Origin of the sequence: Tenacibaculum aquimarinum (assembly GCF_022478115.1) — a bacterium.
In the GTDB taxonomy this organism is placed as follows: Bacteria; Bacteroidota; Bacteroidia; order Flavobacteriales; family Flavobacteriaceae; genus Polaribacter; species Polaribacter aquimarinum_A.
Map to the genome: position 1 here is coordinate 25,857 of NZ_JAKGSC010000001.1, position 26,332 is coordinate 52,188.

Sequence of the window (26,332 nt, forward strand, 5' to 3'; positions counted from 1 at the left end):
AAAGTTTGATTATTAAATTTAATTCTTTTTAGTTCCAAGGTAATCTTGAACTGTTCTAAAACCGATATAACTTCTTGCTGTATCAGAATATTCCCAATCACGAGAACCTACCTCTAAGAAATAAGCTACATCTTTCCATGAACCTCCACGAATTATTTTCTTTTTATTTTCTCTGTTTTCTACATTTGGATTCATAGTAGAACCCATATAGTAAGACATTTGATTGTAACCAGTTGCAGTCCATTCTGCTACATTACCAGACATATTATACAAACCATATTCGTTTGCATTGTATGATTTTGCTTCTACTGTGTATAAAGCTCCATCTGCTGCATAATCTCCTCTTACTGGTTTAAAGTTTGCTAAGAAACAACCTTGGTCGCTCGTTGTACTTGGACCTCCCCAAGGATATTTTGCGTATTTTAAACCTCCACGTGCAGCATATTCCCATTCTGCTTCTGTTGGCAATCTAAATCCTGGTACACTTCCTAACTTTTTTCTTGAACTTTGGTAAGCGTTTTTAATTTTTGTTCTCCAATTACAAAATGCTCTTGCTTGATCCCAAGTAACACCAACTACTGGGTATTCTTCATAAGCTTGGTGAGCGAAGTATTCTTGGTGCATTGGATCATTATAAGAATAATTGAAATCCTTTATCCAAACTGTTGTATCTGGAAAAACATTTACAGCTTCATGCTTTAAGAAGTTTTTTCTACTTTTTCCTTTACGTGCAGCTTCTTCATTATCAAACCAAGAAAAACGATATTCTAAATACTTTGTATTAAAAGTTCTAACTCCATTTAAAGCTTCGTCTCTTTTAATATATAATGAGTCCATAACCTCTACATAATCTGCATCTGGATATTCATTTTTATCCCAAAGTAATTCTTCTTCCCAATTTAATGGTTTTAAAGAATCTAACCCTTCACCTAAATCATAATAGTTTTCTATCATGTATTTTTGATAAGCTGTTTGGTTTGTTGTGTCTGCAGATGCAAACGCATAACGTTGTATACCTGTAGCATCATCTCCTTCTACACCAGAGTCTCCTCCAACTGCAAATTCTGCTTGGTATGCTAACTTAGTTCTAGTAATAGAATCTCTAACCCAGTAAACAAATTGTTTGTATTCACTATTTGTTATTTCAGTTTCATCCATATAATATGGCTGAACCGTAACTGTTCTTGTTGGAGCATTCATAGTTGCTAATGGGTCTTCATCTTGTTTTCCCATAGTAAAAGATCCTCCTGGAATTAATGTCATTCCTAAAGGCTTCTCTGCAAACCATTTTCTTTTAGATTTAACACCTACAAGTTCTCCTCTATCGTTAGAGCCACAACTGTAAATAAATGCTATTAGTACTGCAAATACTGCGATTTTCTTCATATTACTTCTATATCTTTTCAAAAAAGTCTGTAAACCTATTATTTTTTTAACTAAAAAACAACGTTTTTTGTTAGTCTTTTTATATTTTTTTTAGAGCTTTAAACCATCTATCAGGAATTTTTTGTGCTATTGCTTCTTTATAATCCTGATATGTACATGGTATTAACGCATGTCTTTTGTATTTATTATTTGTAATTAAATTTATTTCCATCCACCAACGACCGCTCTTATCGCTTTTATAAAAGTTAATTGGATCATCATCTTCTAATAAAACAGTGAATTTTTGATAACTCTCTTTGGTTGAATATGGATAATCTTTTGCCCTAAAATTCACTCCTTCAATAAAATACCAAATAATTTGGGCTATTAAATGCGCTGTTTGAAAATTAGCATCGTGTTTAGAATTATACTCATAAACTCCAAATGACGTTACTTTATCACTTATTCCTGCATAACGTGCAATGGCACAAATTTCTTCACCATAAAAACCATTGGGCGACGCATTATTATTGGCAGGAGCTTCACTTTGACGGATACTTCCAATATCAATTGAAACAATATCTGCATCTCTCATTATTGGTTCAACTAAAGTTATATCTTTAACCTTACCCAAACGATATGCATCAAAAAACATATTTTCTAACAATTCTAATTCTTCCTGTGAATTAAAATATGTTTGATAACCAATATTACTATAATTAAACAAATTATTAGGCTGTTGCATAATAATTTTACTTAAAAAAGAAGTTGATGTTAATTCATCTTCAAGTGTACCAATATCAAAACGACTATCAACAGAAACTAAATTTACGGTTTGCTCTAAAACATCATATGCTCTATAGTTTGCAAATGTAAGATCTTGGCTTCCTCCAATAATTACTGGTATTATATCATTTTTTAACAAATGAGAAATAATTTCTCTAACCGCAAAATAAGTATCTTTTACTGTATTTCCTTTTTGAACATTTCCTAAATCTGCAATTGCTGCATTCCATTTTCCTGGAAATAATTGATATAAATGTTTTCTAATATTGTGTAAATTTTCGCCACATCCAATATTATCTTCTGCATTTCTATCTTCTTGCACACCAAAAATGGCGATTTTAACATCGTCTAATTCTGGAAAACCATCCTGCTGAGAGTGAATAGTAATATTATTTCCCAAAGCCTGATCTGACTGCAACACAAGATGTGCTACAACAGTTTCTTTTACAGGTGATAAAAAATCTGCAATCATTTACTTATTTCTTTTTTGCTGTTTTTTTAGCTGGTGCTTTTTTCTTTGCTTTCTTTTTTGGTGTCTTAGCTTCAATCATTTTTACCGCTTCTTCTTTAGAAAGTTTTTCTATTTCAGTGGTTTTAGGTAACTCAATTTTAATTTTCCCTTTTAAAACGTTGAATCTTCCCCACCTTGCTTTTTCCACACGGATACCAACATCTTCCCAGTTATGGATTACTTTGTCGATTTCTTTTTGTTTTTTAACTTCAATTAATTCAACAATATCATCATCAGAAAGATTATCGAAATCGTATTTTTTATTAACGTTGATAAACATTGAGTTCCATTTTATAAATGGTCCAAAACGCCCAACACCTTTTTGTACTGGTAAATCTTCGTAATGATAAATTGGTGCGTCTGCTTTTTGTTTTGCTACAATTAATTCTTGTGCTCTTGGCAAATCTACTTCCATAGGATTTTCTCCTTTATCAAGAGAAACAAACATGGTTCCAAAACGAATATATGGTCCAAAACGACCGTTAGAAACAATTACGTCTTCACCTTCATAAGAACCTAACGTTTTTGGAAGCAAGAATAACTCTAACGCTTCTTCCATAGTTATGGTTCCTAAATTCTGGTCTTTATTTAAACTTGCAAATACTTTCTCTTCATCTTCTGGCGCTCCAATTTGTGCAATTGGCCCAAATTTACCCAAACGTACTAATACCGTTTTTCCAGATTCTGGGTGTTTTCCTAAGATGCGCTCTCCACTTTCTCTATCTGCATTTTCTTTAACATCTTCTACAGTTTCATGAAATTTAGTATAGAAACCTTTAATCATTTCTATCCAATCTTCATCACCTTCAGAAATATCATCAAAAGAGTTTTCTACTTTAGCTGTAAATCCGAAATCTAAAATATTAGAGAAATTAGCAACTAAAAAGTCGTTTACAATGTTCCCAATATCAGTTGGAACTAATTTGTTTTTATTAGATCCTGTTTTTTCGGTTAAGGTTTGACTTTTTACAGTTCCGGCAGTTAAAATCATCTGCTCGTAACCTCTTTCTACACCTTCATCTTCACCTTTTTCTACATAACCTCTTCTTTGAACAGTAGAAATTGTTGGCGCATATGTAGACGGACGTCCAATACCCAATTCTTCTAATTGCTTAACTAAAGAAGCCTCTGTAAAACGGTAAGGTGGACTTGTAAATCTTTGTGTTGCATTTATAAAAGTATAATCTAATGCTTCTCCTATTTTTAAATTCGGCAACATTCCTGCTTGCTCTTCATCTTCGTTATCATTTCCTTCTAAATATACTTTAAGGAAACCATCAAACTTTATCATTTCTCCGTTTGCAGTAAAGATTTTTGCGTTTTCAGAATTTTCAATCTTAAAATTGGTTCTTTCTAATTGCGCATCACTCATTTGAGAAGCTAATGTTCTTTTCCAAATTAAATTATACAATCTAGTTTGATCATATTCAGTATCAATAGAATGCATTTTCATATTTGTAGGTCTAATAGCTTCGTGAGCTTCTTGAGCACCTTTTGCTTTCGACTTAAAAACACGTTGTTTACTATATTCTTTTCCGTAATAATTTGTAATTTCTTCTTCAGCAGCATTTCTTGCATCTACAGATAAGTTCACACTATCTGTTCTCATATAAGTAATTAAACCGGCTTCATACAAACGTTGTGCAACTTGCATTGTCTTGGCAACAGGAAAACCTAATTTCCTTGATGCTTCTTGTTGTAAAGTTGATGTTGTAAATGGTGCTGCTGGAGATTTCTTTGCGGGTTTTTTTGTTAAATCTGCAATAGAAAAATCTGCATTAGCACAAGACTCTAAGAAGCTTTCTGCTGCTTTTTTAGAATCGAAATTTTTAGGAATAGCTGCTTTAAACTTCTTTCCTTCGTTATTAGAAAACTCAGCAACTACTTTATAATGTGTTTCTGAAGTAAACTCCTGAATACTTCTTTCTCTTTCTACTATTAAACGTACAGCAACAGACTGAACTCTACCTGCAGATAAACCTCCTTTTACTTTACGCCATAAAACAGGCGATAATTCATAACCAACAAGTCTATCTAAAACTCTACGTGCTTGTTGTGCATTTACCATATTATAGTCTATATCTCTTGGATTTTCGACTGCTTTTAAAATGGCATTTTTAGTAATCTCATGAAAAACAATACGTTTTGTATTTTCATCTTTAAGTTCTAATTGCTCTTTTAAATGCCAAGCAATTGCTTCTCCCTCTCGATCCTCATCACTTGCTAACCAAACAGTTTCTGCTTTCTTTGCTAAGGTTTTTAATTTCTTAACTACTGGTTTCTTATCGTCGGAAACTATATATTTTGGACTAAAATCGCCATCAACATCAATACCTAATTCTTTGGAAGGTAAATCTGCAATATGTCCATAACTAGACTCTACTTGAAAATCTTTTCCAAGAAATTTCTCAATGGTTTTTGCTTTTGCTGGTGACTCTACTATAACTAAATTCTTTGCCATAAATCTTTTCAATTATCAATATCTTACACCTTATATATATGATGTAATGAGTTTGCAAAAGTAGAACGTTTTTTTTAAAAACAAATTTTTTATTCCATTTTAAGGTGTTTTTAATGGAAAAATACCCGTTAATATTCTGCCAATTTGTCACAATCCTTATATTTTGGTTGTATATTTGCCTTCTATTTTACACGAATAAAGTACACATGGAACCGATTGAAAAAGTAATTGATGAAAGAGTGCAAGGTAAAGCACTTACTACTGAGCATAAAGATGGAAATACTAAAAAGCTTTTTATAGAAAGTTATGGTTGTCAAATGAATATGAACGACAGTGAAATTGTTGCTTCTATTCTTTCTGACCAAGGTTTTAACACCACTCAAATTTTAGAAGAAGCCGATTTAGTTTTGGTAAACACTTGTTCTATTAGAGAAAAAGCCGAAACTACTGTAAGAAAACGTTTGCAAAAATATAATAGAGTAAAAAAAGAGTCTAACAAAAACATGAAAGTTGGTGTTTTAGGCTGTATGGCAGAACGTTTAAAAGAAAAATTTTTAGAAGAAGAAAAGATTGTAGATTTAGTAGTTGGTCCAGATGCTTATAGAGATATTCCAAATCTTTTAGAAGAAATTGACGCAGGTAGAGATGCCGTAAATGTGATACTTTCTAAAGACGAAACTTATGGAGACGTTTCTCCTGTTCGCTTAAACTCTAACGGAGTTTCTGCATTTGTTTCTATTACGCGTGGTTGCGATAATATGTGTACATTTTGCGTAGTTCCATTTACTCGTGGTAGAGAAAGAAGTAGAGATCCAAAGAGTATTATTGAAGAAATAAGATCTATGGTTGATAAAAACTTCAAAGAAATTACACTACTTGGTCAAAACGTAGATTCTTATTTATGGTATGGCGGCGGATTAAAAAAAGATTTTAAAAAAGCCTCTGAATTAGCACAAGAAACAGCTGTAGAATTTGCAGAATTGTTAGATATGTGTGCTACAGAATTCCCAAAAACACGTTTTCGTTTTTCAACTTCTAATCCGCAGGATATGAGTTTAGACGTAATACATGTAATGGCAAAACATAAAAACGTTTGTAAATACCTACACTTACCTGTTCAAAGTGGTTCTAACGCAATGTTAAAAGCCATGAACAGACAACATACACGCGAAGAATACATGGAGTTGGTAGACAATATTTTTAAAATTGTTCCAGAAATGTCACTATCTCAAGATATGATTGTTGGTTTTTGTGGAGAAACAGAACAAGATCATCAAGACACCTTAGAGTTGTTGAGATACGTAAAATACGATTTCGGTTTTATGTTCACCTATTCTGAAAGACCAGGAACTTTAGCTGCCAAAAAAATGGCAGATGATGTACCAGAACCTGTTAAAAAACGTCGTTTACAAGAATTAATCGACTTACAACAAGAACACGCTTTATATAGAACACAACAACATTTAGGAAAGACGGAAGAATTTTTAATTGAAGGAACTTCTAAGAAAGATCCAAACCAATGGAAAGCCAGAAATACCCAAAATACCGTTGCTGTTTTTGAAAAAGGAGACTATAAATTAGGTGATTTTGTAATGGTGAAAATTGAAGATTGCACTTCAGCAACCTTAAAAGGAACTGTTGTTGGATATTCTGATAATAATTAATTTTTAGAAAAGAGAAGCAAGAGACAAGAACAAAGATCACCTCTTTTCTCTCTATTCTTTTTTCTCTATTCTGAAGAAAAAAAATGGAAAACCTACAAGCAATAAAACAACGTTTTGGCATTATCGGTAACGATGTGCAACTTAATCGTGCAATAGAAAAAGCATTACGAGTAGCGCCTACAGATATTTCTGTTTTGGTAACTGGAGAAAGCGGAGTTGGTAAAGAAAATATTCCGAAAATAATACATCAATTATCGCACAGAAAACATGCAAAATATATTGCTGTAAACTGTGGTGCAATTCCTGAAGGAACAATTGATAGTGAACTTTTTGGGCACGAAAAAGGCGCTTTTACAGGCGCAACTGCAACCAGAAAAGGATATTTTGAAGTTGCCGATGGAGGAACTATTTTTTTAGATGAAGTTGGAGAATTACCATTAACAACTCAAGTACGTTTATTACGTGTTTTAGAGAATGGAGAATTTATAAAAGTTGGTTCTTCACAAGTACAAAAAACCAATGTTCGTATTGTTGCAGCTACCAACGTAAATATGCAACAAGCAATAGCAAAAGAAAAATTTAGAGAAGATTTATATTACAGATTAAGCACTATTGAAATTAATTTACCAGCGCTTAGAGAACGTGGTGAAGACATTCATTTGTTATTCAGAAAATTTGCTTCAGATTTTGCTCAGAAATACAGAATGCCAACTATTAGACTGGATGACAATTCAGTAAAAATGCTGTTAAATTACCGTTTTCCAGGAAATATTCGTCAATTAAAAAATATAGCAGAACAAATTTCTGTTGTAGAGGAAAGCAGACAAATAACTGCGGATAAAATGGTGCAATATCTACCAAACAACAACGGTAACTTACCTGCAATTTTTGGAGAAAAAGCAGCAAATGATTTTTCTACAGAACGCGATATTATGTACAAAATTTTGTTTGACATGCGTAACGACATTAATGATTTAAAGAAATTGACTTTAGACTTAATGCAACATGGTAATTCCGAAGAAGTACAAGAAGAAAACAGCCGATTAATTGAACGTATTTACGAAGAAAAACCTGCTCTACAAAATCAAGTAGAGGTTGTACAGTTACCACAAAAATCGGTTGAAAATAATTACGATTTTGCAGAAACCGTAGAAGAAGATGAAAGCTTATCATTACAAGACAAAGAAATTGAAATGATTAGAAAATCGTTAGAAAAAAACAAAAATAAACGTAAATTGGCTGCAAAAGAGCTCGGTATTTCTGAGAGAACTCTGTACAGAAAAATTAAACAATACGATTTGTAATACTTTAATACATGAAAGCAGTAGAAATTTTTAAAATAAGAAAATCTTTTTCTCCAAACAGTTCAGAAACAATTAAAACTGAAGCAGAAGATTTAATCAATGAAAAACACTACAAAGGTTACAGGTTAGTTTCTACATCTTTTACTGTTGAAGGTCGTTATTTTTATGCTTTTATTACCATGAAAAAACCTAACACATATTAATTATGAAATTACGTCAAATTGGCTTTTTAGTTATAGTTGCAATTACAATTGTAGGTTGTGGTGCTTATTCTTTTACAGGAGGAAATACTGGTGATGCAAAAACAATTCAAATAGATTTTTTCCCAAATCAAGCTTCTTTAGTTGAACCAACACTAAGTCAAAAATTTACGAACGATTTACAAGATTTATTTACAAGACAAACCAACTTAACTTTAGGTCCAAATGGCGACTTAGTTCTACAAGGTGAAATTACAGGTTACAGAATAACACCAATGAGTGCAAATGCAGACCAAACTGCATCTCAAAACAGATTAACAGTTACCGTAAATGTAAGATTTACAAACAAATTAGTTGAGAAAGATGATTTTGAAAGAAGTTTTTCTTTCTATTCAGACTACGGAGCACAAGTACAATTAATTGGAGGTGTTTTAGAAACGGCATTAGAAGAAATTATAGAAAGAATTACGCAAGATATTTTTAATGCATCAGTTGCAAAATGGTAACAGTTAGAACTGAAATGGATAAAAATAGATACATACAAATTCTTAACACACCACATTTAATTCAGCAAGAAGAAATAACCGAATTAAAGAAGGTTATTGATGAATTTCCTTATTTTCAAAGTGCAAGATCATTATATTTAAAAGCTTTAAATAACCAAAAAAGTTTTAAATACAATAATGAACTTAAAACCACAGCAGCTTACACTACAGATAGAACCGTATTATTCAATTTTATTACTTCAACTATTTTTACGGAAGAAACCTCAACCAAAGAAGCAACACTTCATCAACAAATAGCGGAAGAAATTCAACAAGAAGAACCGCAAGAAGTTCTAGACATAAAAGAAGAATTATCATTAGGAAAACCTCTCTCTTTTACACAAAACGAATCTCACTCTTTTAATCAATGGTTGCAATTATCTGTTAAAAAACCAATAATTAGAACTTCTGAAAAGCCTAAAACTGAGGATAAAATTTCAATTATAGAAAAATTCATACAAAATAGTCCTAAAATATCAAGAGTAAAAAAAGGTGCTATTTCTGAAGTAAAAGTTCATAAAAATGAGCAACCAACCCTTTTAATGACAGAAACTTTAGCTAAAGTTTATCTTGAACAAAAAAAGTATGGAAACGCTATAAAAGCTTATGAAATTTTAAGTTTGAAATATCCAGAAAAAAGTGGTTTCTTTGCAGACCAAATTAAACGAATACAAATTTTACAAAACTCAAAATAAATGACAACTTACGGTTTAATCTTAATTTTAATCTTAATTGTTGCAATTGCACTAATCTTAATAGTAATGGTTCAAAACCCAAAAGGTGGCGGATTATCTTCTTCTTTTGGTGGTGGCGGTTCTCAATCTTTAGGAGGTGTTCAAAACACAAACAAATTTTTAGACAACACAACATGGACATTAGCAATTGCTATGTTTGCTTTAATTTTATTAGCAAACTTTGCTATTCCTAGAGGAAATGGAAGTGATACACATCAATTAGATAATACTTTAGACGGAATAGAAGCTACTACTCCAGTTGAAGCTCCAGCAAATACTGGAAACGACAGTATTCAGTAGTTTACTAAATAACACTATTAAAAATGCCAACGAAAATGACACGTTGGCATTTTTTTTTACAACTATTTTAAGCAAAAAACTATTAGCTCGTAAATTTGTCAGTTGAATTCAATTGGCATAATTTCTGACTACTTATAAAACATAAAAAGTAATTAATTAATCAAAATTTATAAAAATGGGATTAAATATAAAACCTTTAGCAGACAGAGTTCTTGTAGAACCAGCTCCTGCAGAAACAAAAACAGCATCTGGATTAATTATTCCAGATAACGCAAAAGAAAAGCCTCAAAAAGGTACAGTTGTAGCTATTGGAAATGGAACAAAAGACGAACCTTTAACTGTAAAAGTTGGTGATACTGTGTTATATGGTAAATATGGCGGAACAGAATTAAAACTAGAAGGAAAAGATTATTTAATGATGCGTGAAAGCGATATCATGGCAATTGTATAAAAGTAGCATTCAATTTTTAGTTGCAGTATTCAGTCGCAACAATTAAACGAATAAACATTTAAACGAATAAAAACTTAAAGAAAATGGCAAAAGATATAAAATTTGATATTGAAGCAAGAGACGGTTTAAAACGTGGAGTTGATGCTTTAGCAAACGCAGTAAAAGTAACTTTAGGACCAAAAGGAAGAAACGTAATTATTTCTAAATCTTTTGGAGCTCCAACGGTAACAAAAGATGGTGTTTCTGTAGCAAAAGAAGTTGAGTTAGAAGACGAATTAGAAAACATGGGAGCGCAAATGGTTAAAGAAGTTGCTTCTAAAACTAACGATTTAGCTGGAGACGGAACAACTACTGCAACTGTACTTGCACAAGCAATTGTAAAAGAAGGTTTAAAAAACGTAGCCGCTGGTGCAAATCCAATGGATTTAAAACGTGGAATTGATAAAGCTGTAACTGCAATTGTTACTGATTTAGAAAAACAAGCTAAAAAAGTAGGTAATTCTTCAGATAAAATTCAACAAGTAGCCTCAATTTCTGCAAATAACGATTCTGTTATTGGAGATTTAATTGCAACTGCTTTTGGCAAAGTTGGTAAAGAAGGAGTTATAACTGTAGAAGAAGCTAAAGGAACAGATACATATGTAGATGTTGTAGAAGGTATGCAATTCGATAGAGGTTATTTATCTCCATACTTTGTTACGGATGCAGACAAAATGATTGCAGATTTAGACAATCCTTATGTGTTATTATTCGACAAAAAGATTTCTAACTTACAAGAAATTCTTCCAATATTAGAACCAGTTTCTCAATCAGGAAGACCTTTATTAATTATTGCTGAAGATGTAGACGGACAAGCATTAGCTACTTTAGTTGTAAATAAATTAAGAGGTGGATTAAAAATTGCTGCTGTAAAAGCTCCAGGTTTTGGAGACAGAAGAAAAGCAATGTTAGAAGATATCGCAATCTTAACTGGAGGAACCGTTATTTCTGAAGAAAGAGGATTTTCATTAGAAAACGCAACTTTAGACTTATTAGGAACTGCAGAATCAATAACAGTAGACAAAGACAATACAACAATTGTAAATGGTGCTGGAAACGCAACTGCAATTAAAGCGAGAGTTAATCAAATTAAATCTCAAATAGAAACTACAACGTCTGATTACGATAAAGAAAAACTACAAGAACGTTTAGCTAAATTAGCTGGTGGTGTTGCTGTTTTATATGTTGGTGCTGCTTCTGAAGTAGAAATGAAAGAAAAGAAAGACAGAGTAGACGATGCTTTACACGCTACAAGAGCCGCAGTAGAAGAAGGAATTGTTGCTGGTGGTGGTGTTGCTTTAGTTAGAGCAAAAACTGTTTTAACTAAAATAACAACTGATAATTTAGACGAAACTACAGGTGTACAAATTGTAAACAAAGCAATTGAAGCTCCTTTAAGAACTATAGTAGAAAATGCTGGTGGTGAAGGATCTGTAGTTATAAATAAAGTATTAGAAGGAAAAAAAGACTTTGGTTATGATGCAAAATCAGAAACGTATGTAAATATGTTAGATGCAGGAATTATCGATCCTAAAAAAGTAACACGTGTTGCTTTAGAAAACGCAGCTTCTGTTGCAGGAATGATTCTAACAACCGAATGTGCTTTAATAGACATTAAAGAAGATAATCCTGGTGGAGGAATGCCTCCAATGGGTGGCGGAATGCCAGGAATGATGTAATCGTTTATTACAACACTCTATAAATTTAAAAAATCCGTTCTTTGCTGAACGGATTTTTTTATTATAAACCAATTAATAAAAGACTTAAATAAAATCTCAATGATAAACTGGTAAAAATTTAATTCTACTATTTACAACTAACTTAAAATCTTATTTATTAGTTCTTGTTTTGCTTTTTCATCATCACCAAACAACCATTGCAGCACATTGTCTTCCCAAATTTGACCTTTTTCAGTTTCTGTAATAATTTTCTGATCAATTGCTAAATCTAAAATTTTTCCAGGATACGAAGATTGCCTATCACTTTCCATTTCTCCTAAAGGATACGGATCATCTAAGCCCATTAAAACTTGACTTGTTCCTTGCCTTTTAAACATTAATTTCAACGAATCCGTGTCGTGAACTAACGTATCGAAAAAGATGTTTTTATGACCAACTGCTTTTCTTGGATGTGTTTTCCCTTCAAATAAATCTGGTCTTCCATCAAAACCTTGAATACGTCTTCCTAAATTCATTTGTGCCAATTGGCCTCCGTGTGCAAAACATGTTCTGATATTCGGAAAGCGTTCTTGCATTCCGTTTAAGGTATAAAAATGATACGCATCGCCACATTGTGCCAACATCCAAATTAGGTGAAAACGCCAATTTGTGTTTTCTAGTTTTATCATTTTATCTCCATCATACGGATGAATCTCAATTGCTAGTTTGTATTTATCTGCTAATTCAAAAATTCGATCGTTTTCTTCGTCAAAAACACAACGCCATTGCCCTATTGAATCCATAAAATGCGTTGGCAAACAAAGAACTTTTAAACCTAATTCTTCCACACAACGTTTCATTTCATCTAATGCTCCGTAAATAAAACCTGGATGCACAACAAAACCACAGGTAAACTTAGATGGATTATCATGCTCTACTTTTGCATTAAAATCGTTTTGAAAACGTAATGCCTTTTTCATTTCCTCTAAACGTAATCCATTTCCATATAATTGAGATAGATTTAAAACTACTGCGTGATCTATTTTGTTTTTCTCCATCCACAATAATTTCTCATCTAAGAAAAAACTTGAATCGGTTACTGGACGTCTCCATCCCTTTTGCAACATATGTTTACGCTCATCATCTACCCAAAAAATTTCCTTTTCCTTCATAAAATCAGGAATTTGCTCTGGATAAGGCAATAAATGTGAATGTCCGTTTATTCGTAGTTTACGCTTCATTTATTTAATTTTCTTTGGTGATTGCATTACGGTTCCACAATTAGAACAGGTGCATTTCTTTTTATCTGAATAATATTTATCGAAAATAATTGGCATATCGGTTTCTATGTTATCCAATGCAAATTCTTCTCTGTATAATGGATTTCCACAGTTTTCGCAATACCATTCTAACGCGTCCAACATTCCTTCCGAACGTGGATATTCTATAACTAAACCAACAGTATTTTCTTTTCTTTGTGGAGAGTGTGGTACTTTTCCTGGCAGTAAATAAATATCACCTTCATTAATTTCTACGTCAATCATTTCTCCTTTATCGTCTATGATTTTTAAAATCATATCGCCTTCTACTTGATAGAAAAACTCTGGAGTTTCATTATAATGATAATCTTTTCTGTTATTTGGCCCACCAACAACCATAACAATATACTCGCCATTATCCCAAACTTGTTTGTTACCAACGGGTGGTTTTAATAAATGACGATGTTCATCAATCCACTTTTTAAAATTTAAAGGTTGTACTAAATTCATTTTATAGATTTTTAAATTATTGGATATTTTGATTGTTAGACTTTAAAATTACTGATTTTTTATGTCTTTATAATTTATCACTTCGTTTCTTTTAACTCACAAACCTCCACAAACAAGTTTAGCCCTGATAGAGCGGCATGTTTGAGCTCGTTGAGGAACGAAACAGCGAGTAGCGAAAGCAGGAAATAGCTTCTTATAACAATTTGGGCGTTACCTAAAGGTCGGGCTTTTATCTATATCTTTTTTTTGAAAAAAGAAAAAAGGATGTCGTTTCAATCCCTAACGCGGGGCTTCGTTATACATTTATAAAGATTTTGTTCTTCCGCCATCTACAGGAAGGTTAATTCCGTTGATATAACTTGCCTGTTCGCTTGCCAAAAAAGTAACAGCTGCAGCAGTTTCCTCTGGTTTTGCAAAACGTGCAGCCGGAACATAACTTTTTAAAAGTTGCTCCATTTCTGCTTCGGTTGTGTTTGCTTTCTCTGATTTTATCTTAATAATTTGGTCTAAACGCGCCGTATTTGTAAAACCTGGCAGCACATTATTTACCGTAATTTGAAACCCACCAAGTTCTGTTGCCAAGGTTTTTGCCCAATTACCAACCGCATTTCTAATAGTATTTGAAACACCTAAACCCGGAATTGGCTCTTTTACAGATGTAGAAATTACATTAATAATTCTACCAAATTTCTCAGATTTCATAAACGGAACCACTGCTTGCGTTAAAATTTGATTGCAAACAATATGCATTTGAAACGCATTTATTAAATCGGTTGGAGTTGCTGTTAGTAACTCTCCTCCTTTTGGTCCTCCAGTATTATTTATTAAAATATGAAACTTTAAATCGGTAGTTTCTAATACTTTTTTTAGTTCTTCTGGTTTAGAAAAGTCTGCAACCAAATAACCATGGCATTGGTTATCTTTTGGTAATTCTGCTAGAACTTCTTTAAGTTTTTCTTCGTTTCTTGCTACTAAAGTTACGTTAGCTCCTTCGTTTGCTAAAGCCATTGCTGTGGCTTTTCCAATTCCTTGAGTGCTTCCACAAACTAATGCGTTTTTGTTTTTTATGTTTAAATTCATGTTTTATAGATGAAAGAAAAAAGAAGTTAGAAGTAAGACTTTCTCATCTCTCTTCTTGACTCTTTTCTCCAGATTCTTATTTATTTTCTAACACCATTTCTTTAATCTTCACTGCTTTTTCAAAGTGATCTAATTTATGTGTATCAATCCACCAAGTTGCTGCTTCCATTAACAACTTTGGATTGTCATTTTTATTTTTGAAAAATGCGTAAAAAGACAAACCTACGTTTGTTCCTTTTTTTTCAATTTTATCATCACAAACTTGAATGATTTTTTCTTTTAATTCTTTATTCATAACTAATACAAATATTTTTAGGTTCAGTAAAAAAACGCAAAGCTTCAAAACCTCCTTCACGTCCTACTCCGCTTTCTTTTTGCCCTCCAAAAGGCGTTCTTAAATCTCTCATTAGCCATGTATTAACCCAAACAATTCCACTATGTAATTGTTTAGAAAACTGCATGGTTCTATTTAAGTTATTTGTCCATAAAGTAGCTGATAATCCGTATTTTACATCGTTTGCTAATTGCAAAGCTTCATCATCTGTCTTAAAAGGGATAATAGTTACAACTGGACCAAAAATTTCTTCTTGATTCAATCTACATTGATTGCTTTCAACTTCTATAATTGTTGGTTGTAAATAGTAGCCGTTCTCGCTTCCATTTACGGCAACTTTTTTACCTCCAAAAAGTATTTTCCCACCTTCTTGTTCGGCAATATCTATGTAACTTTTTACTTTTTCTAAATGTTGTTTGGATACTAATGCACCAATATTTGTATCAGTTTCTGATGGATTTCCAACTTTCAATTCAGATACTTTCTGAACAAAATCTTTTTTGAATTGCTCATATATTTTTTCTTCTACAAAAATTCTACTTCCACATAAACAAATCTGACCTTGGTTTGCAAATGAAGAACGAACCGTAGTTTCTAACATTTTATTGTAATCGCAATCTGCAAAAATTATATTCGGATTTTTACCGCCTAATTCTAAAGACAGTTTCTTAAACATTGGAGCAGCAACTCGCGCAATGTGTGCGCCTGTTGTTGTTCCGCCTGTAAAGGAAATTGCTTTAATATTTTTATGCTCAACAATGGCTTGACCTGTTGTTTGTCCTAATCCGTGAACAATATTTAAAACGCCTTTTGGGAGGCCAGCCTCTTTTGTTATTTCTGAAAGTAGATATGCTGTAGCAGGAGTCACTTCGCTTGGTTTTGCGATAACGCAATTTCCTGCAGCGATTGCTGGTGCAATTTTCCAAGTGAATAAATACAATGGTAAATTCCACGGAGAAATACAACCAACAACGCCAATTGGTTGGCGTAAGGTAAAATTAACGGCATTTAACCCAACACTTTCATGAGCTTCTGAAGAAAACTGTGTAATTGCATTTGCAAAAAACTGAAAGTTTGCTGCTGCTCTTGGAATGTCTATTGCAGTTGCTAAACTAACTGGTTTCCCGTTATCTTTAGATTCTACTTCTGCTAAAAAAGTTAATTTCTCTTTTATTAAATCCGCTATTTTAGACAAGATTTTACTTCTTGTTGCCAATGTTGTATTAGACCAACTTGGAAATGCTTTTTCTGCCGCTTCAACAGCTTTTTCTACATCTTCTTTTGTAGAATCTGGAATTTGCCCATACACTTCTCCAATTGATGGATTATAGTTATCAATATAATTACCCGAAATTGGATTTACAAATTCTCCGTTTATGTAGTTTTGGATTTTCATTATTGCTTCTTATAAGCCGTTACCTTAATTTCTACAACCAAATCTGGATGCGGTAATTGATGCACGGCAACTGTGGTTCTTGTTGGTCCTGTTTCTTTGTCAAAAAACTCTGCGTAGGCTTTATTATATCCTGCAAAATCATTCATATTTACTAAAAACGAAGAAACATCTACTACATCTTCTATAGATGCTCCAACAGTTTGTAACGTTTTATCTATGTTTTTTAAAACTTCTCTTGTTTGGGTTTCAGCATTTAAACGCTTTGTTCCCATTTCATCAATAATATCAACGCCTGCAATGGTGTTGTCTGCTCTACGTGAACTGGTTCCTGATACAAAAATAAAATCGCCCACAACTTTAACATGTGGATATGCGCCTCTTGGTGTTACTTTTTTTTCTGACATATTATTTTGCTAATTCTAACAGTTTTAATGTGGTTCTTAAATTTCTTGTTGTTGCTATAACTTTGAGTTTCTTCTCAATACTATTATTGGTCAGTTTTGTTTTACCAAAACCAGATGGACAATTTAAATACACAACATCATTGTCAACTTTATATTTGTCTTCTCCAATATTTTTAATCTCAATAATTGTTTCTTCTGGCACTTTATTTAAAAACGAAAAAGCAACTATTTTTTCATTTTTTGTTGAAAAATGATAGCTCTCAATTACTTTTTCCCATTCCGGAATTGTTCTTATAATTACAGGAACATCATAACCGAATTTATCTAAAATTCCGTTTTCTATTATTTTACAGATTTCTGATTTTAGTTTTTCTGACTCTAAAATAATATTCCCGCTTTGAATGTATGTTTGAACATTTTTAAAACCTAAATCGTTTAATAAATTACGAAGTTCTGCCATTGGAAGTTTGTTTTTCCCTGACACATTTATTCCACGTAATAAAACAATGTACTTTTTCATTTTTAACTTAAATATTCTATTAGTTTCAATTTATAACTGTCTTTTATAAAAAGATTTAGCCCTGATTGAAACGGCATCCTTTTTTATTTTTCATAAAAAAGATATAGTGAAAAGCAGGAAATAGCTTCAAAAAAAAACTATAATCCTGCTATTTTATTTGCTTCTAAAATTTCATTTGTTTCAACTTTCACTTTTTCTAAAATGACTTTTAATTCATCTTTTGTCATGTTCAAATGCGTGTGAACTTCATCACCTGCAATTAAATTCAGTAACGCTTTGTCTTGCGCTCTTCCTCGCTTCATTGCTTCATTGTAACCAATTTCATCATTAAAAGTTACCTTTGAGTATTTAGAAAAATACTTTGTTGGAAAGGTTTTCTCTAAATCCATTTCTATCTTTCTTTTTTCTTTAAACAACGGATTTGCGACATGACCTTTCATCTCATGGAAATTATCTAATGCCAAATCTGCAATTGCATCTGTGTTTTCTTTCCTAGCTTTTTCATACGTTTTGAAAACGGTTTCCCAATTGCCTAATTCTTGATTTAAAATTTCGTCAAAAACGGTAACATCTTCAAAGGAAGCATTCATTCCTTGTCCGTAAAACGGAACAATTGCGTGTGCTGCATCGCCCAATAAAATGGTGTTATTTTTATAAGACCAAGGCGAACATTTTACGGTTCCTAACGCACCTGTTGGGTTGTTTAAAAACTCTTCTTTTATATTCGGAATTATTGCCAACGCATCTGGAAATTCATTTTCAAAAAATGCTGTTATTTTTTCTTCGGAAGTTAAATTATTGAAATTATATTCGCCTTCATCATAACTTAAAAATAAGGTTACTGTGAAGCTTCCGTCCATATTTGGTAATGCAATTAGCATATAATCGCCACGAGGCCAAATGTGTAAATGTCCATCGCTTATTTGATGTTTTCCATTTTTATCCGCTGGAATTTCTAGCTCTTTATAACCGTGTGTTAAGTAATTTTGCGAATAACTAAACAAGAATTTCTTTTCTAAATAATAGCTCTTTCTTAAAATAGAACCTGCTCCATCGGTTCCAAAAATAACATCTGCATCAATAGAAAATGTTTCTTTAGTTTTGTAGTCTTTAAAATGAGCGATTGTATTTTCTATAGCTACCGAAGTACATTTTTTATTAAAATGAATGTTTACATTTTCATGTTTTTCTGCTTCAGTTAATAGAATTCCGTTTAAATCGCCACGAGAAATTGAATTTATATATTCATTTTCTCTTCCTGAATAATTAGAGGCAAACGTATTTCCTTCTTTGTCGTGCATTAAACGACCGTACATTGGTATACAAATTTCTCTTGCCTTCTCTTCTACTCCACATAAACGTAATGCTTTAAATCCGCGATCTGACAATGCTAAATTGATTGATCTTCCTGCAGAAATATCTGTAGTTCTTAAATCTGGTCTACTTTCATACACCTCAACTTTGTAACCTCTTTGTGCTAATCTTAAAGCCAATAAACTTCCGCATAAACCAGCTCCTATTATTAGTATGTTATCTTGTTTTGTCATTTATTTTTTCTTTATTCTTACATTCATTTTGTTTTGATACAAAACGAACCAAAAAATCATATTGAATTGAGGAAATTCCTTCGTTCATTATTTTACAAAAGCGTTTGTAAAATTGAAACCATTCTATAAACATCTTCAAAAGAATTATACATTGGCGTTGGCGCACAACGAATAACATCTGGTTCTCGCCAATCTGTAATAATATTGTTTTCTGTTAGTTTTTTATGTAAACTTTTATCAGCGTTTTTAACTTGAATTGATAACTGACAACCGCGTTCTTTTGGATTACTTGGCGTTATAATTTTAATGTCATGCGAACCAATTTCATTTATTAAAAACTCAAAATACCCTGTTAGTTTTTCTGATTTTTCTCGCAACGCAACCATACCAACCTCTGCAAACATATCTAAAGATGCTTTAATTGCCGCCATAGATAATATTGGTGGATTACTTAATTGCCAACCTTCTGCTCCGTCCATTACATCAAATGGTTGACGCATATTAAAACGTGTATCTTTATTATGATTCCACCAACCTGCAAAACGTGGTAAATCTTTATTTTTTGAATGTTTTTCGTGAACAAATAATCCGCCTAAACTTCCTGGTCCAGAATTTAAGTATTTGTAAGTACACCAAGCTGCAAAATCTACTCCTGAATTGTGTAAATCTGGCGAAATGTTTCCTGCTCCGTGTGCTAAATCGATTCCGACGACACAATCTTTAAAATGACCAATTTCTGCAATTCGTTTTAAATCTAAATATTGACCCGTATAATAATTTACGCCTCCGATTAGTAATAAAGCAATTTCATCTCCTTGTTCAGAAACAATGGTTTCTAAATCTTCAATATTTAGTAATTCTTCCCCTTTTCTTGGTTTCCATTCAATAACATCTTCTTCAGAAAAGCCGTGAAATTTTAATTGTGACTGTACCGCATATCTATCCGAAGGAAAAGCATCTGATTCAATTACAATTTTATATTTTGTTTTTGTTGGCCTGTAAAACGACACCATTAGCAAATGAAGATTGGTTGTAAGCGTATTCATAACCACAACTTCAATTGGTTTAGCACCTACAATTTTTGCCATATTTTCAGTAAGAAACTCATGATAAGGCATCCAAGGATTTTTGGCTTCGAAATGACCTTCTACTCCGTAATTTGCCCAATCATCTAATTCTTGTTGAATATATTCTTTGGTTGATTTTGGCTGTAAACCAAGAGAATTCCCTGTAAAGTAAAGCCAATTATTTCCGTTTTTGTCTTTCGGAATATGAAATCGATTTCGTAAATAAGAAAGTGTATCTTCTTTATCTTGCTGTTGCGCGTACGCTAAAGTGTTTTGGTAGTTCATTAAATAAAAAAATGATTGTCTTCAAATATAAAACAATCATTTTTTAGATAATAATATTTACTATAGATTTTAATACAATACTCTAAACTTAATAGTTCCTTCTATTTTTCTTAATTCGTCTAAAACTTCTGTATTATATTCTTTATCTAGATCTGTAATTACATAACCAACTTTAGGATCTGTAGACAAATACTGACCTGTTATGTTTAAGTTATATTCTGCCAAAACCTTATTAATTTTAGCCATTACGCCTGGAACATTTTTATGAATATGTAAAAAACGATGCGCATTAGTTTGTCTAGGCAATCTAATATTTGGGAAATTTACTGCATCTACAGTATTACCAGAATTTATATATGCCATAATTTTACCAGGAACAAAATCTGCAATATCTCTTTGTGCTTCTTCTGTACTTCCACCAACGTGTGGTGTTAAAATTACGTTTGGCAATCCTTTTAATTCTGTGAAAAAATCACCGTTCTTTCTTGGCTCTTCTGGATACACATCTACTGCAGTTCCAGCAATTTTACCTGATTTTAAAGCTGCTACTAAAGCAGGAATATCTACCACAAAACCACGAGAAAGGTTTACTAAATGTGCACCATCTTTCATCTGAGAAATCTCTTTTTCTCCAAAGAAATTTTTATTTGCAGCATTATCATCAACATGTAAAGTAACAACATCTGAAAGTGCTAATAAATCTGACAATTCATCTACTTTAGTTGCGTTTCCTAATGCTAATTTATCTTCAACATCATAATAATAAACATCCATTCCAAGAGCTTCTGCTAAAATAGAAAGTTGTTTTCCAATGTTTCCATAACCGACAATTCCTAATTTTTTACCACGAACTTCCCTAGAACCTTCTGCTGTTTTATTCCATTGACCATTGTGAATTTCTGTGCTTCGTTGAAAAACAGAACGCATTAACATAATAATTTCCCCAATTGCCAACTCTACAACTGAACGTGTATTACTATAGGGTGCGTTAAAAACTACAATTCCGTTTTCTTTACACGCTTCTAGATCAATTTGCTTTGTACCAATACAAAACGCACTTACAACCATTAATTTTTCAGCAGCATCAACAACTTTTTGAGTTACATGCGTTTTAGATCGAATACCTAAAACGTGTACGTCTTTTATTTTTTCAATTAATTCGTCTTCAGACAAACTTTTTGAAACTGTTTCTACTGTAAAACCATCTTTAGACAACTTCTTAAAAGCATCTGAATGTACGTTTTCTAACAATAAAATTTTAATTCTGTTCTTTGGGTATGAGATATTTCTTGGCAAATCGTTTATGTATAAAAATTCGTCTAAACTTGGTGTAATATGGTCTGCATTTGCAACCGTTTTTTCTCTTGACACATTTTCTGTATATGCAAAAAAAGTATCTGCAATTCCTGCTACCTTAGTAACAGCATCACTGTAACCGTCTCCAATTACTTGAATTTCCCCCACTAAATCTAGATTTTGTAAACACTCTATTTTTCCATTGTGTTTAGAAAGTGAGTTCTCTGCATCAAAACCTACAATTAAATCGTTTTCATCAAACTCAAAAGTATTGGCAAAAACTCTTTCTGAAGGAATATTATATTCCGCAACAATTGGATCTATAAATTCTTTAAATCCTGCTGAAATTACATAAATATCATCAGAATATTGTTCAAAAAATTCTTTATTTCTTTCTATTGAAGGTGAAACATATTTTTTTAATTCTTCAATTAAAACAGATAAATCTGATTTTTTAGCTTTTAGTAACTGAATTCTTTGTTTTAATGACTCAGGAAAAGAAATATCACCATCAATTCCTTTATTGGTAATATTTACAATCTCTTCTAAAACTTCTTCTCTATTAGGATTATTAGCCTGTGTAATTTCACACAATACATCTAGAGCTTCTACACTTGTTAATGTGCTGTCAAAATCGAAAACATAATTTCTTTTCACGTTACTTATTTCTTGAATTAAACACCTAATGTACAACCCTTTTTTAAAATAATTTTAAGACAAATACCTCATTTTATTCATTTTTTCTGAATATGCACTAAAGCGAAATATTCACTATCATTTTCTTAAAAAATGGCTTGCATTTTATCAAATCCTAAAAGTAATAACCACCAAAAAACAGGAACTGCTTCTACCCAAACTGCACTATAATATTTAGATTGCTTTACTGAGGCTCTCATCAATAGAAATAACACTAAAAAAAAGACTATTAAAAAGACTGACCTAAAACTTGAATTTGGAGTTATTAAAAATTCTAAAAACAAACAAAAAGCCAACAAAACAAAACCTACCTTTTTAGTTTTCTCTACACCTATTTTCTGTGGAAGGGTTTGTAAGGAAATTGCATCAAATTGCAAATCTCGAATATCGAAAGGCAAAATTAAAACCACCACAAATAAAAAACGTTGAAGCGCAGTTAAAAAAACAGTTAAGTCAACTATTTTTTCCGCATTATAAACTGGTAATAAAACTGTAAAACCTGACCAAACTAGTGCAACTACAATAATTTTTAAATGACTTATGTTTCGTAAATTCTTTTGAAATCCACTTAAAAAAGGAACCGCATACAAAAGTGTTAATAGTACTAAAGGTGATAAAAACAACAATGTTTTTAATGATAATTGCCATGCATAAAAGCACATCAACAAAAAACAAATAAGCGAGAAAACCTGTATTATTTTTAAGTTTTTGGTTAAACTTCTGTGATGCAGTTTTGCTACACCGGCATATTTTACAAAGTTATAACCTGTAATTGTTCCGAAGAAAGCAAAAAAACTTAATGAATTACTATAAGGTAAATCAAAATACAACTCAGTAATTCTAACTAAAGAAAAAACTGCTAATGCAACATGAATACTTGAATTTATATAAAAATTTAATATTTTTTTAAAGAACAACATTTCACAAAAATACTTAATTGTTTATAACCTCAAAAAAAGGTTGATAAATATCTAATTTGCCAATCTAAAATTCTTTGATTTTGGTTATTTTTACACACGGAAAAACATATAGCCTAATGAACACAACTTCATTTCAATTAAGACATATTGGACCTCGTAAAAAAGACCAATCTAAAATGCTCGAAACTATTGGTGTAAATTCTTTAGACCAATTAATATTCGAAACAATTCCTGATGATATTCGCCTAAAAAGTGAATTAAATTTAGCGCCAGAAATGAGTGAATATGAATATTTAAATCATATTAACGAATTGGGAGCTAAAAACAAGGTTTTTAAATCTTACATCGGTTTAGGATATCACGAAGCAATTGTGCCAAGTGTAATTCAACGAAACATCTTAGAAAATCCAGGTTGGTACACAGCGTACACGCCTTACCAAGCTGAGATTGCACAAGGTCGTTTAGAAGCCTTATTAAATTACCAAACTATGGTTTGCGATTTAACAGGTATGGAACTTGCAAACGCATCTTTACTAGACGAAGGAACTGCCGCAGCAGAAGCAATGGCTTTATTATTTGATGTTCGTGAACGTACACAAAAGAAAGCAAATGTGAATAAATTCTTTATTTCTTCAGCAATTTTACCACAGACTTTATCGGTTTTACAAACACGTGCAACTCCAATCGGAATTGAATTAGTTATTGGAAATCACGAAGATTTTGATTTTTCTACGGATTTTTTCGGAGCAATTGTTCAATATCCTGGAAAACATGGTCAAGTTTATGATTATACAGATTTTGTTACAAAATGTAATAACAATAATATAAAAGTAGCAGTAGCAGCTGATATTTTATCATTAGTAAAGTTAAAAGCTCCTGGAGAATTTGGTGCAGATGTAGTAGTTGGAACAACACAACGTTTTGGAATTCCTTTAGGTTACGGAGGTCCTCACGCAGGTTACTTTGCTACCAAAGAAAAATACAAAAGAAGTATTCCTGGAAGAATTATTGGTGTTACAAAAGATGTTGATGGCGGCCGAGCAATGCGTATGGCGTTACAAACACGAGAACAACATATTAAAAGAGAAAAAGCCACTTCTAACATTTGTACTGCACAAGTTTTATTAGCAGTTATGGCAGGAATGTATGCTGTGTATCACGGTAAAGACGGCTTACAATTTATTGCTGATAAAGTTCATAGCGCAACAAATACGTTAGCTAACTCTTTAACAAATTTAGGTTTTACTCAAAAAAATAGTTCATTCTTCGATACTATTTTAGTTGAAGTTGAAGCAAATATTTTAAAACCAATCGCAGAAGCAAACAATATTAACTTTAACTACGTTGATAACAATCTTGTTTCTATTTCAATAAATGAAACAGTTAGTTTAAAAGAATTAAATGCTATTGTTAATTGTTTTGAACAAGCATTTAATCTTAAAAAAGCAGAAATTACTGAATTCACTTCTGAAGAAAAAATTATAGATGCTGCAAAAAGGAACACTTCTTTTTTAGAGAATAAAATATTTAACACGTATCAATCGGAAACAGATATGATGCGTTATATTAAAAAATTAGAACGTAAAGATTTAGCCTTAAATCACTCAATGATTTCTTTAGGTTCTTGTACAATGAAGTTGAATGCAGCTTCAGAAATGTTACCTTTAAGTAATCCTAATTGGGGAAATATTCATCCTTTTGTTCCTTTAAATCAAGCTGAAGGATATCAAACAGTTTTAAAAAATCTTGAAGAACAGTTAAATGTTATTACTGGTTTTGCTGGAACTTCTTTACAGCCAAATTCTGGTGCACAAGGAGAATTTGCTGGTTTAATGACAATTAGAGCATATCATCAATCTAATAATGATTCACACAGAAATATTTGTTTAATTCCAGCTTCTGCTCACGGAACAAATCCTGCGTCAGCAGTAATGGCCGGAATGAAAGTGGTGGTTACAAAAACAGATGAACGCGGAAATATTGATGTTGAAGATTTACGCGCAAAAGCCGAATTACACAAAGACAATTTAGCTGCATTAATGGTTACATATCCTTCTACTCACGGAGTTTATGAGAAAGCTATTATGGAAGTTACCAAAATTATTCATGATAACGGCGGACAAGTTTATATGGACGGTGCAAATATGAATGCCCAAGTTGGATTGACAAATCCTGCAACAATTGGCGCAGACGTTTGTCACTTAAACCTACATAAAACATTTGCTATTCCACATGGTGGTGGTGGACCTGGAGTTGGACCAATTTGTGTTGCTCCACAATTAGTTCCATTTTTACCGACAAATCCTGTTGTTGCAACTGGTGGTGAAAATGCTATAACAGCAATTTCTGCAGCGCCTTGGGGTTCTGCTTTAGCTTGTTTAATTTCTTACGGATATATTACAATGTTAGGCTCAAATGGATTAACAAACTCAACCAAAAATGCCATATTAAATGCCAACTATATTAAAGAACGTTTAAACGGGCATTACGAAACTTTGTATACGGGTGAAATGAATCGTGCTGCACACGAAATGATTTTAGATTGCCGTGCTTTTAAAGAAAAAGGAATTGAAGTTGTTGATATAGCAAAACGTTTAATGGATTTCGGTTTTCATGCTCCAACTGTTTCTTTTCCAGTAGCAGGAACTATAATGATAGAACCAACAGAAAGTGAAAGTGTTGAAGAATTAGATAGATTTTGTGATGCAATGATTGCGATTAGAAAGGAAATTTCTGAAGCTGAAAAAGACAATGTGAATAATCCACTTAAAAATGCACCACACACACAAGCAATGCTAACATCGGATGAATGGTCTTTACCATACTCAAGAAAACAAGCGGCATTTCCATTAGAATATATTGCTGATAATAAATTTTGGCCTTCTGTACGTAGAGTTGATGATGCTTTTGGAGATAGAAATTTAATGTGTTCTTGTAATCCTATTGAAGATTATATGGAAGCATAAAACAATAAATATTGATAATTCACCAAAAACCCAA

At 32.2% G+C, this 26,332-nt stretch carries 23 protein-coding genes; 9 read left to right on the forward strand and 14 right to left on the reverse strand.

What is annotated here, in order from left to right; all coding sequences use genetic code 11:
- Positions 1–18: 18 nt before the first annotated feature.
- The 3 genes from porK to topA form a co-directional block, all read right to left on the reverse strand.
- Positions 19–1,386, reverse strand: a complete 1,368-nt coding sequence (gene porK / locus L1S33_RS00100; RefSeq protein ID WP_240560613.1) for a T9SS ring complex lipoprotein PorK/GldK — start codon at positions 1,384–1,386, stop codon at positions 19–21.
- A gap of 79 nt (positions 1,387–1,465) precedes the next feature.
- The gene (locus L1S33_RS00105) at positions 1,466–2,623 is read right to left on the reverse strand and encodes a formimidoylglutamase (protein ID WP_240560625.1); all 1,158 of its coding nucleotides are present in this window, start codon (positions 2,621–2,623) and stop codon (positions 1,466–1,468) included.
- A 4-nt stretch (positions 2,624–2,627) separates the two neighbouring features.
- Positions 2,628–5,123 (reverse strand): type I DNA topoisomerase, encoded by a 2,496-nt coding sequence (gene topA / locus L1S33_RS00110; protein ID WP_240560633.1) that lies wholly within the window; start codon positions 5,121–5,123, stop codon positions 2,628–2,630.
- A 206-nt stretch (positions 5,124–5,329) separates the two neighbouring features.
- Between topA and miaB the strand changes: the two genes are divergently transcribed.
- The 8 genes from miaB (at position 5,330) to groL (ending at position 12,039) form a co-directional block, all read left to right on the forward strand.
- A complete protein-coding gene (gene miaB, locus L1S33_RS00115; RefSeq protein ID WP_240560645.1) occupies positions 5,330–6,787 on the forward strand; it encodes a tRNA (N6-isopentenyl adenosine(37)-C2)-methylthiotransferase MiaB in 1,458 nt (485 codons plus the stop codon).
- A gap of 83 nt (positions 6,788–6,870) precedes the next feature.
- Positions 6,871–8,091, forward strand: a complete 1,221-nt coding sequence (locus L1S33_RS00120; protein WP_240560646.1) for a sigma-54 interaction domain-containing protein — start codon at positions 6,871–6,873, stop codon at positions 8,089–8,091.
- 11 nt (positions 8,092–8,102) lie between these two features.
- A complete protein-coding gene (locus L1S33_RS00125; protein ID WP_240560648.1) occupies positions 8,103–8,294 on the forward strand; it encodes a hypothetical protein in 192 nt (63 codons plus the stop codon).
- A gap of 2 nt (positions 8,295–8,296) precedes the next feature.
- Positions 8,297–8,797, forward strand: a complete 501-nt coding sequence (locus tag L1S33_RS00130; RefSeq protein WP_240551533.1) for an LptE family protein — start codon at positions 8,297–8,299, stop codon at positions 8,795–8,797.
- Complete coding sequence (locus L1S33_RS00135) at positions 8,791–9,531, forward strand: hypothetical protein (RefSeq protein ID WP_240560650.1); 741 nt, start codon at positions 8,791–8,793, stop codon at positions 9,529–9,531. The genes L1S33_RS00130 and L1S33_RS00135 overlap by 7 nt, the downstream gene beginning before the upstream one ends.
- A complete protein-coding gene (secG, locus tag L1S33_RS00140; RefSeq protein WP_240551531.1) occupies positions 9,532–9,870 on the forward strand; it encodes a preprotein translocase subunit SecG in 339 nt (112 codons plus the stop codon). It begins immediately after the preceding gene.
- Between the two features lie 175 nt (positions 9,871–10,045).
- Positions 10,046–10,321, forward strand: coding sequence for a co-chaperone GroES (locus L1S33_RS00145; protein ID WP_240551530.1), 276 nt, complete (start codon positions 10,046–10,048; stop codon positions 10,319–10,321).
- Positions 10,322–10,404: 83 nt separating this feature from the next.
- A complete protein-coding gene (gene groL, locus L1S33_RS00150; protein WP_240560655.1) occupies positions 10,405–12,039 on the forward strand; it encodes a chaperonin GroEL in 1,635 nt (544 codons plus the stop codon).
- Positions 12,040–12,176: 137 nt separating this feature from the next.
- On the opposite strand, the gene L1S33_RS00155 is transcribed toward groL, so the two are convergent.
- The 11 genes from L1S33_RS00155 to L1S33_RS00205 form a co-directional block, all read right to left on the reverse strand.
- The gene (locus tag L1S33_RS00155) at positions 12,177–13,259 is read right to left on the reverse strand and encodes an amidohydrolase family protein (RefSeq protein ID WP_240551528.1); all 1,083 of its coding nucleotides are present in this window, start codon (positions 13,257–13,259) and stop codon (positions 12,177–12,179) included.
- A complete protein-coding gene (locus L1S33_RS00160) occupies positions 13,260–13,787 on the reverse strand; it encodes a 3-hydroxyanthranilate 3,4-dioxygenase (protein ID WP_240551527.1) in 528 nt (175 codons plus the stop codon). It abuts the gene before it with no gap.
- A gap of 303 nt (positions 13,788–14,090) precedes the next feature.
- The gene (locus L1S33_RS00165) at positions 14,091–14,867 is read right to left on the reverse strand and encodes an SDR family oxidoreductase (protein WP_240551526.1); all 777 of its coding nucleotides are present in this window, start codon (positions 14,865–14,867) and stop codon (positions 14,091–14,093) included.
- A gap of 76 nt (positions 14,868–14,943) precedes the next feature.
- Positions 14,944–15,162, reverse strand: coding sequence for a DUF6500 family protein (locus L1S33_RS00170; protein WP_240560657.1), 219 nt, complete (start codon positions 15,160–15,162; stop codon positions 14,944–14,946).
- Positions 15,155–16,597 (reverse strand): aldehyde dehydrogenase, encoded by a 1,443-nt coding sequence (locus L1S33_RS00175; protein ID WP_240560669.1) that lies wholly within the window; start codon positions 16,595–16,597, stop codon positions 15,155–15,157. Before L1S33_RS00175 ends, L1S33_RS00170 begins: the two co-directional genes overlap by 8 nt.
- Positions 16,597–17,001, reverse strand: coding sequence for a RidA family protein (locus L1S33_RS00180; protein WP_240560681.1), 405 nt, complete (start codon positions 16,999–17,001; stop codon positions 16,597–16,599). The genes L1S33_RS00175 and L1S33_RS00180 overlap by 1 nt, the downstream gene beginning before the upstream one ends.
- A 1-nt stretch (position 17,002) precedes the next feature.
- Positions 17,003–17,521, reverse strand: a complete 519-nt coding sequence (locus L1S33_RS00185; RefSeq protein ID WP_240560684.1) for a DUF1697 domain-containing protein — start codon at positions 17,519–17,521, stop codon at positions 17,003–17,005.
- Between the two features lie 137 nt (positions 17,522–17,658).
- The gene (locus L1S33_RS00190; RefSeq protein WP_240560685.1) at positions 17,659–19,068 is read right to left on the reverse strand and encodes an FAD-dependent oxidoreductase; all 1,410 of its coding nucleotides are present in this window, start codon (positions 19,066–19,068) and stop codon (positions 17,659–17,661) included.
- 92 nt (positions 19,069–19,160) lie between these two features.
- Entirely contained in the window at positions 19,161–20,420 is a 1,260-nt protein-coding gene (gene kynU, locus L1S33_RS00195; RefSeq protein ID WP_240560687.1) for a kynureninase, read from the reverse strand.
- A gap of 69 nt (positions 20,421–20,489) precedes the next feature.
- Positions 20,490–22,382 carry a phosphoglycerate dehydrogenase gene (gene serA / locus L1S33_RS00200; protein ID WP_240561628.1) on the reverse strand — a complete coding sequence of 631 codons (1,893 nt, stop codon included), beginning with the start codon at positions 22,380–22,382 and terminating at the stop codon, positions 20,490–20,492.
- A 116-nt stretch (positions 22,383–22,498) separates the two neighbouring features.
- Entirely contained in the window at positions 22,499–23,332 is an 834-nt protein-coding gene (locus tag L1S33_RS00205; RefSeq protein WP_240551520.1) for a UbiA prenyltransferase family protein, read from the reverse strand.
- A gap of 116 nt (positions 23,333–23,448) precedes the next feature.
- On the opposite strand from L1S33_RS00205, the gene gcvP reads away from it, so the two are divergent.
- Positions 23,449–26,298 carry an aminomethyl-transferring glycine dehydrogenase gene (gene gcvP, locus L1S33_RS00210; protein ID WP_240560690.1) on the forward strand — a complete coding sequence of 950 codons (2,850 nt, stop codon included), beginning with the start codon at positions 23,449–23,451 and terminating at the stop codon, positions 26,296–26,298.
- Positions 26,299–26,332: the final 34 nt, after the last annotated feature.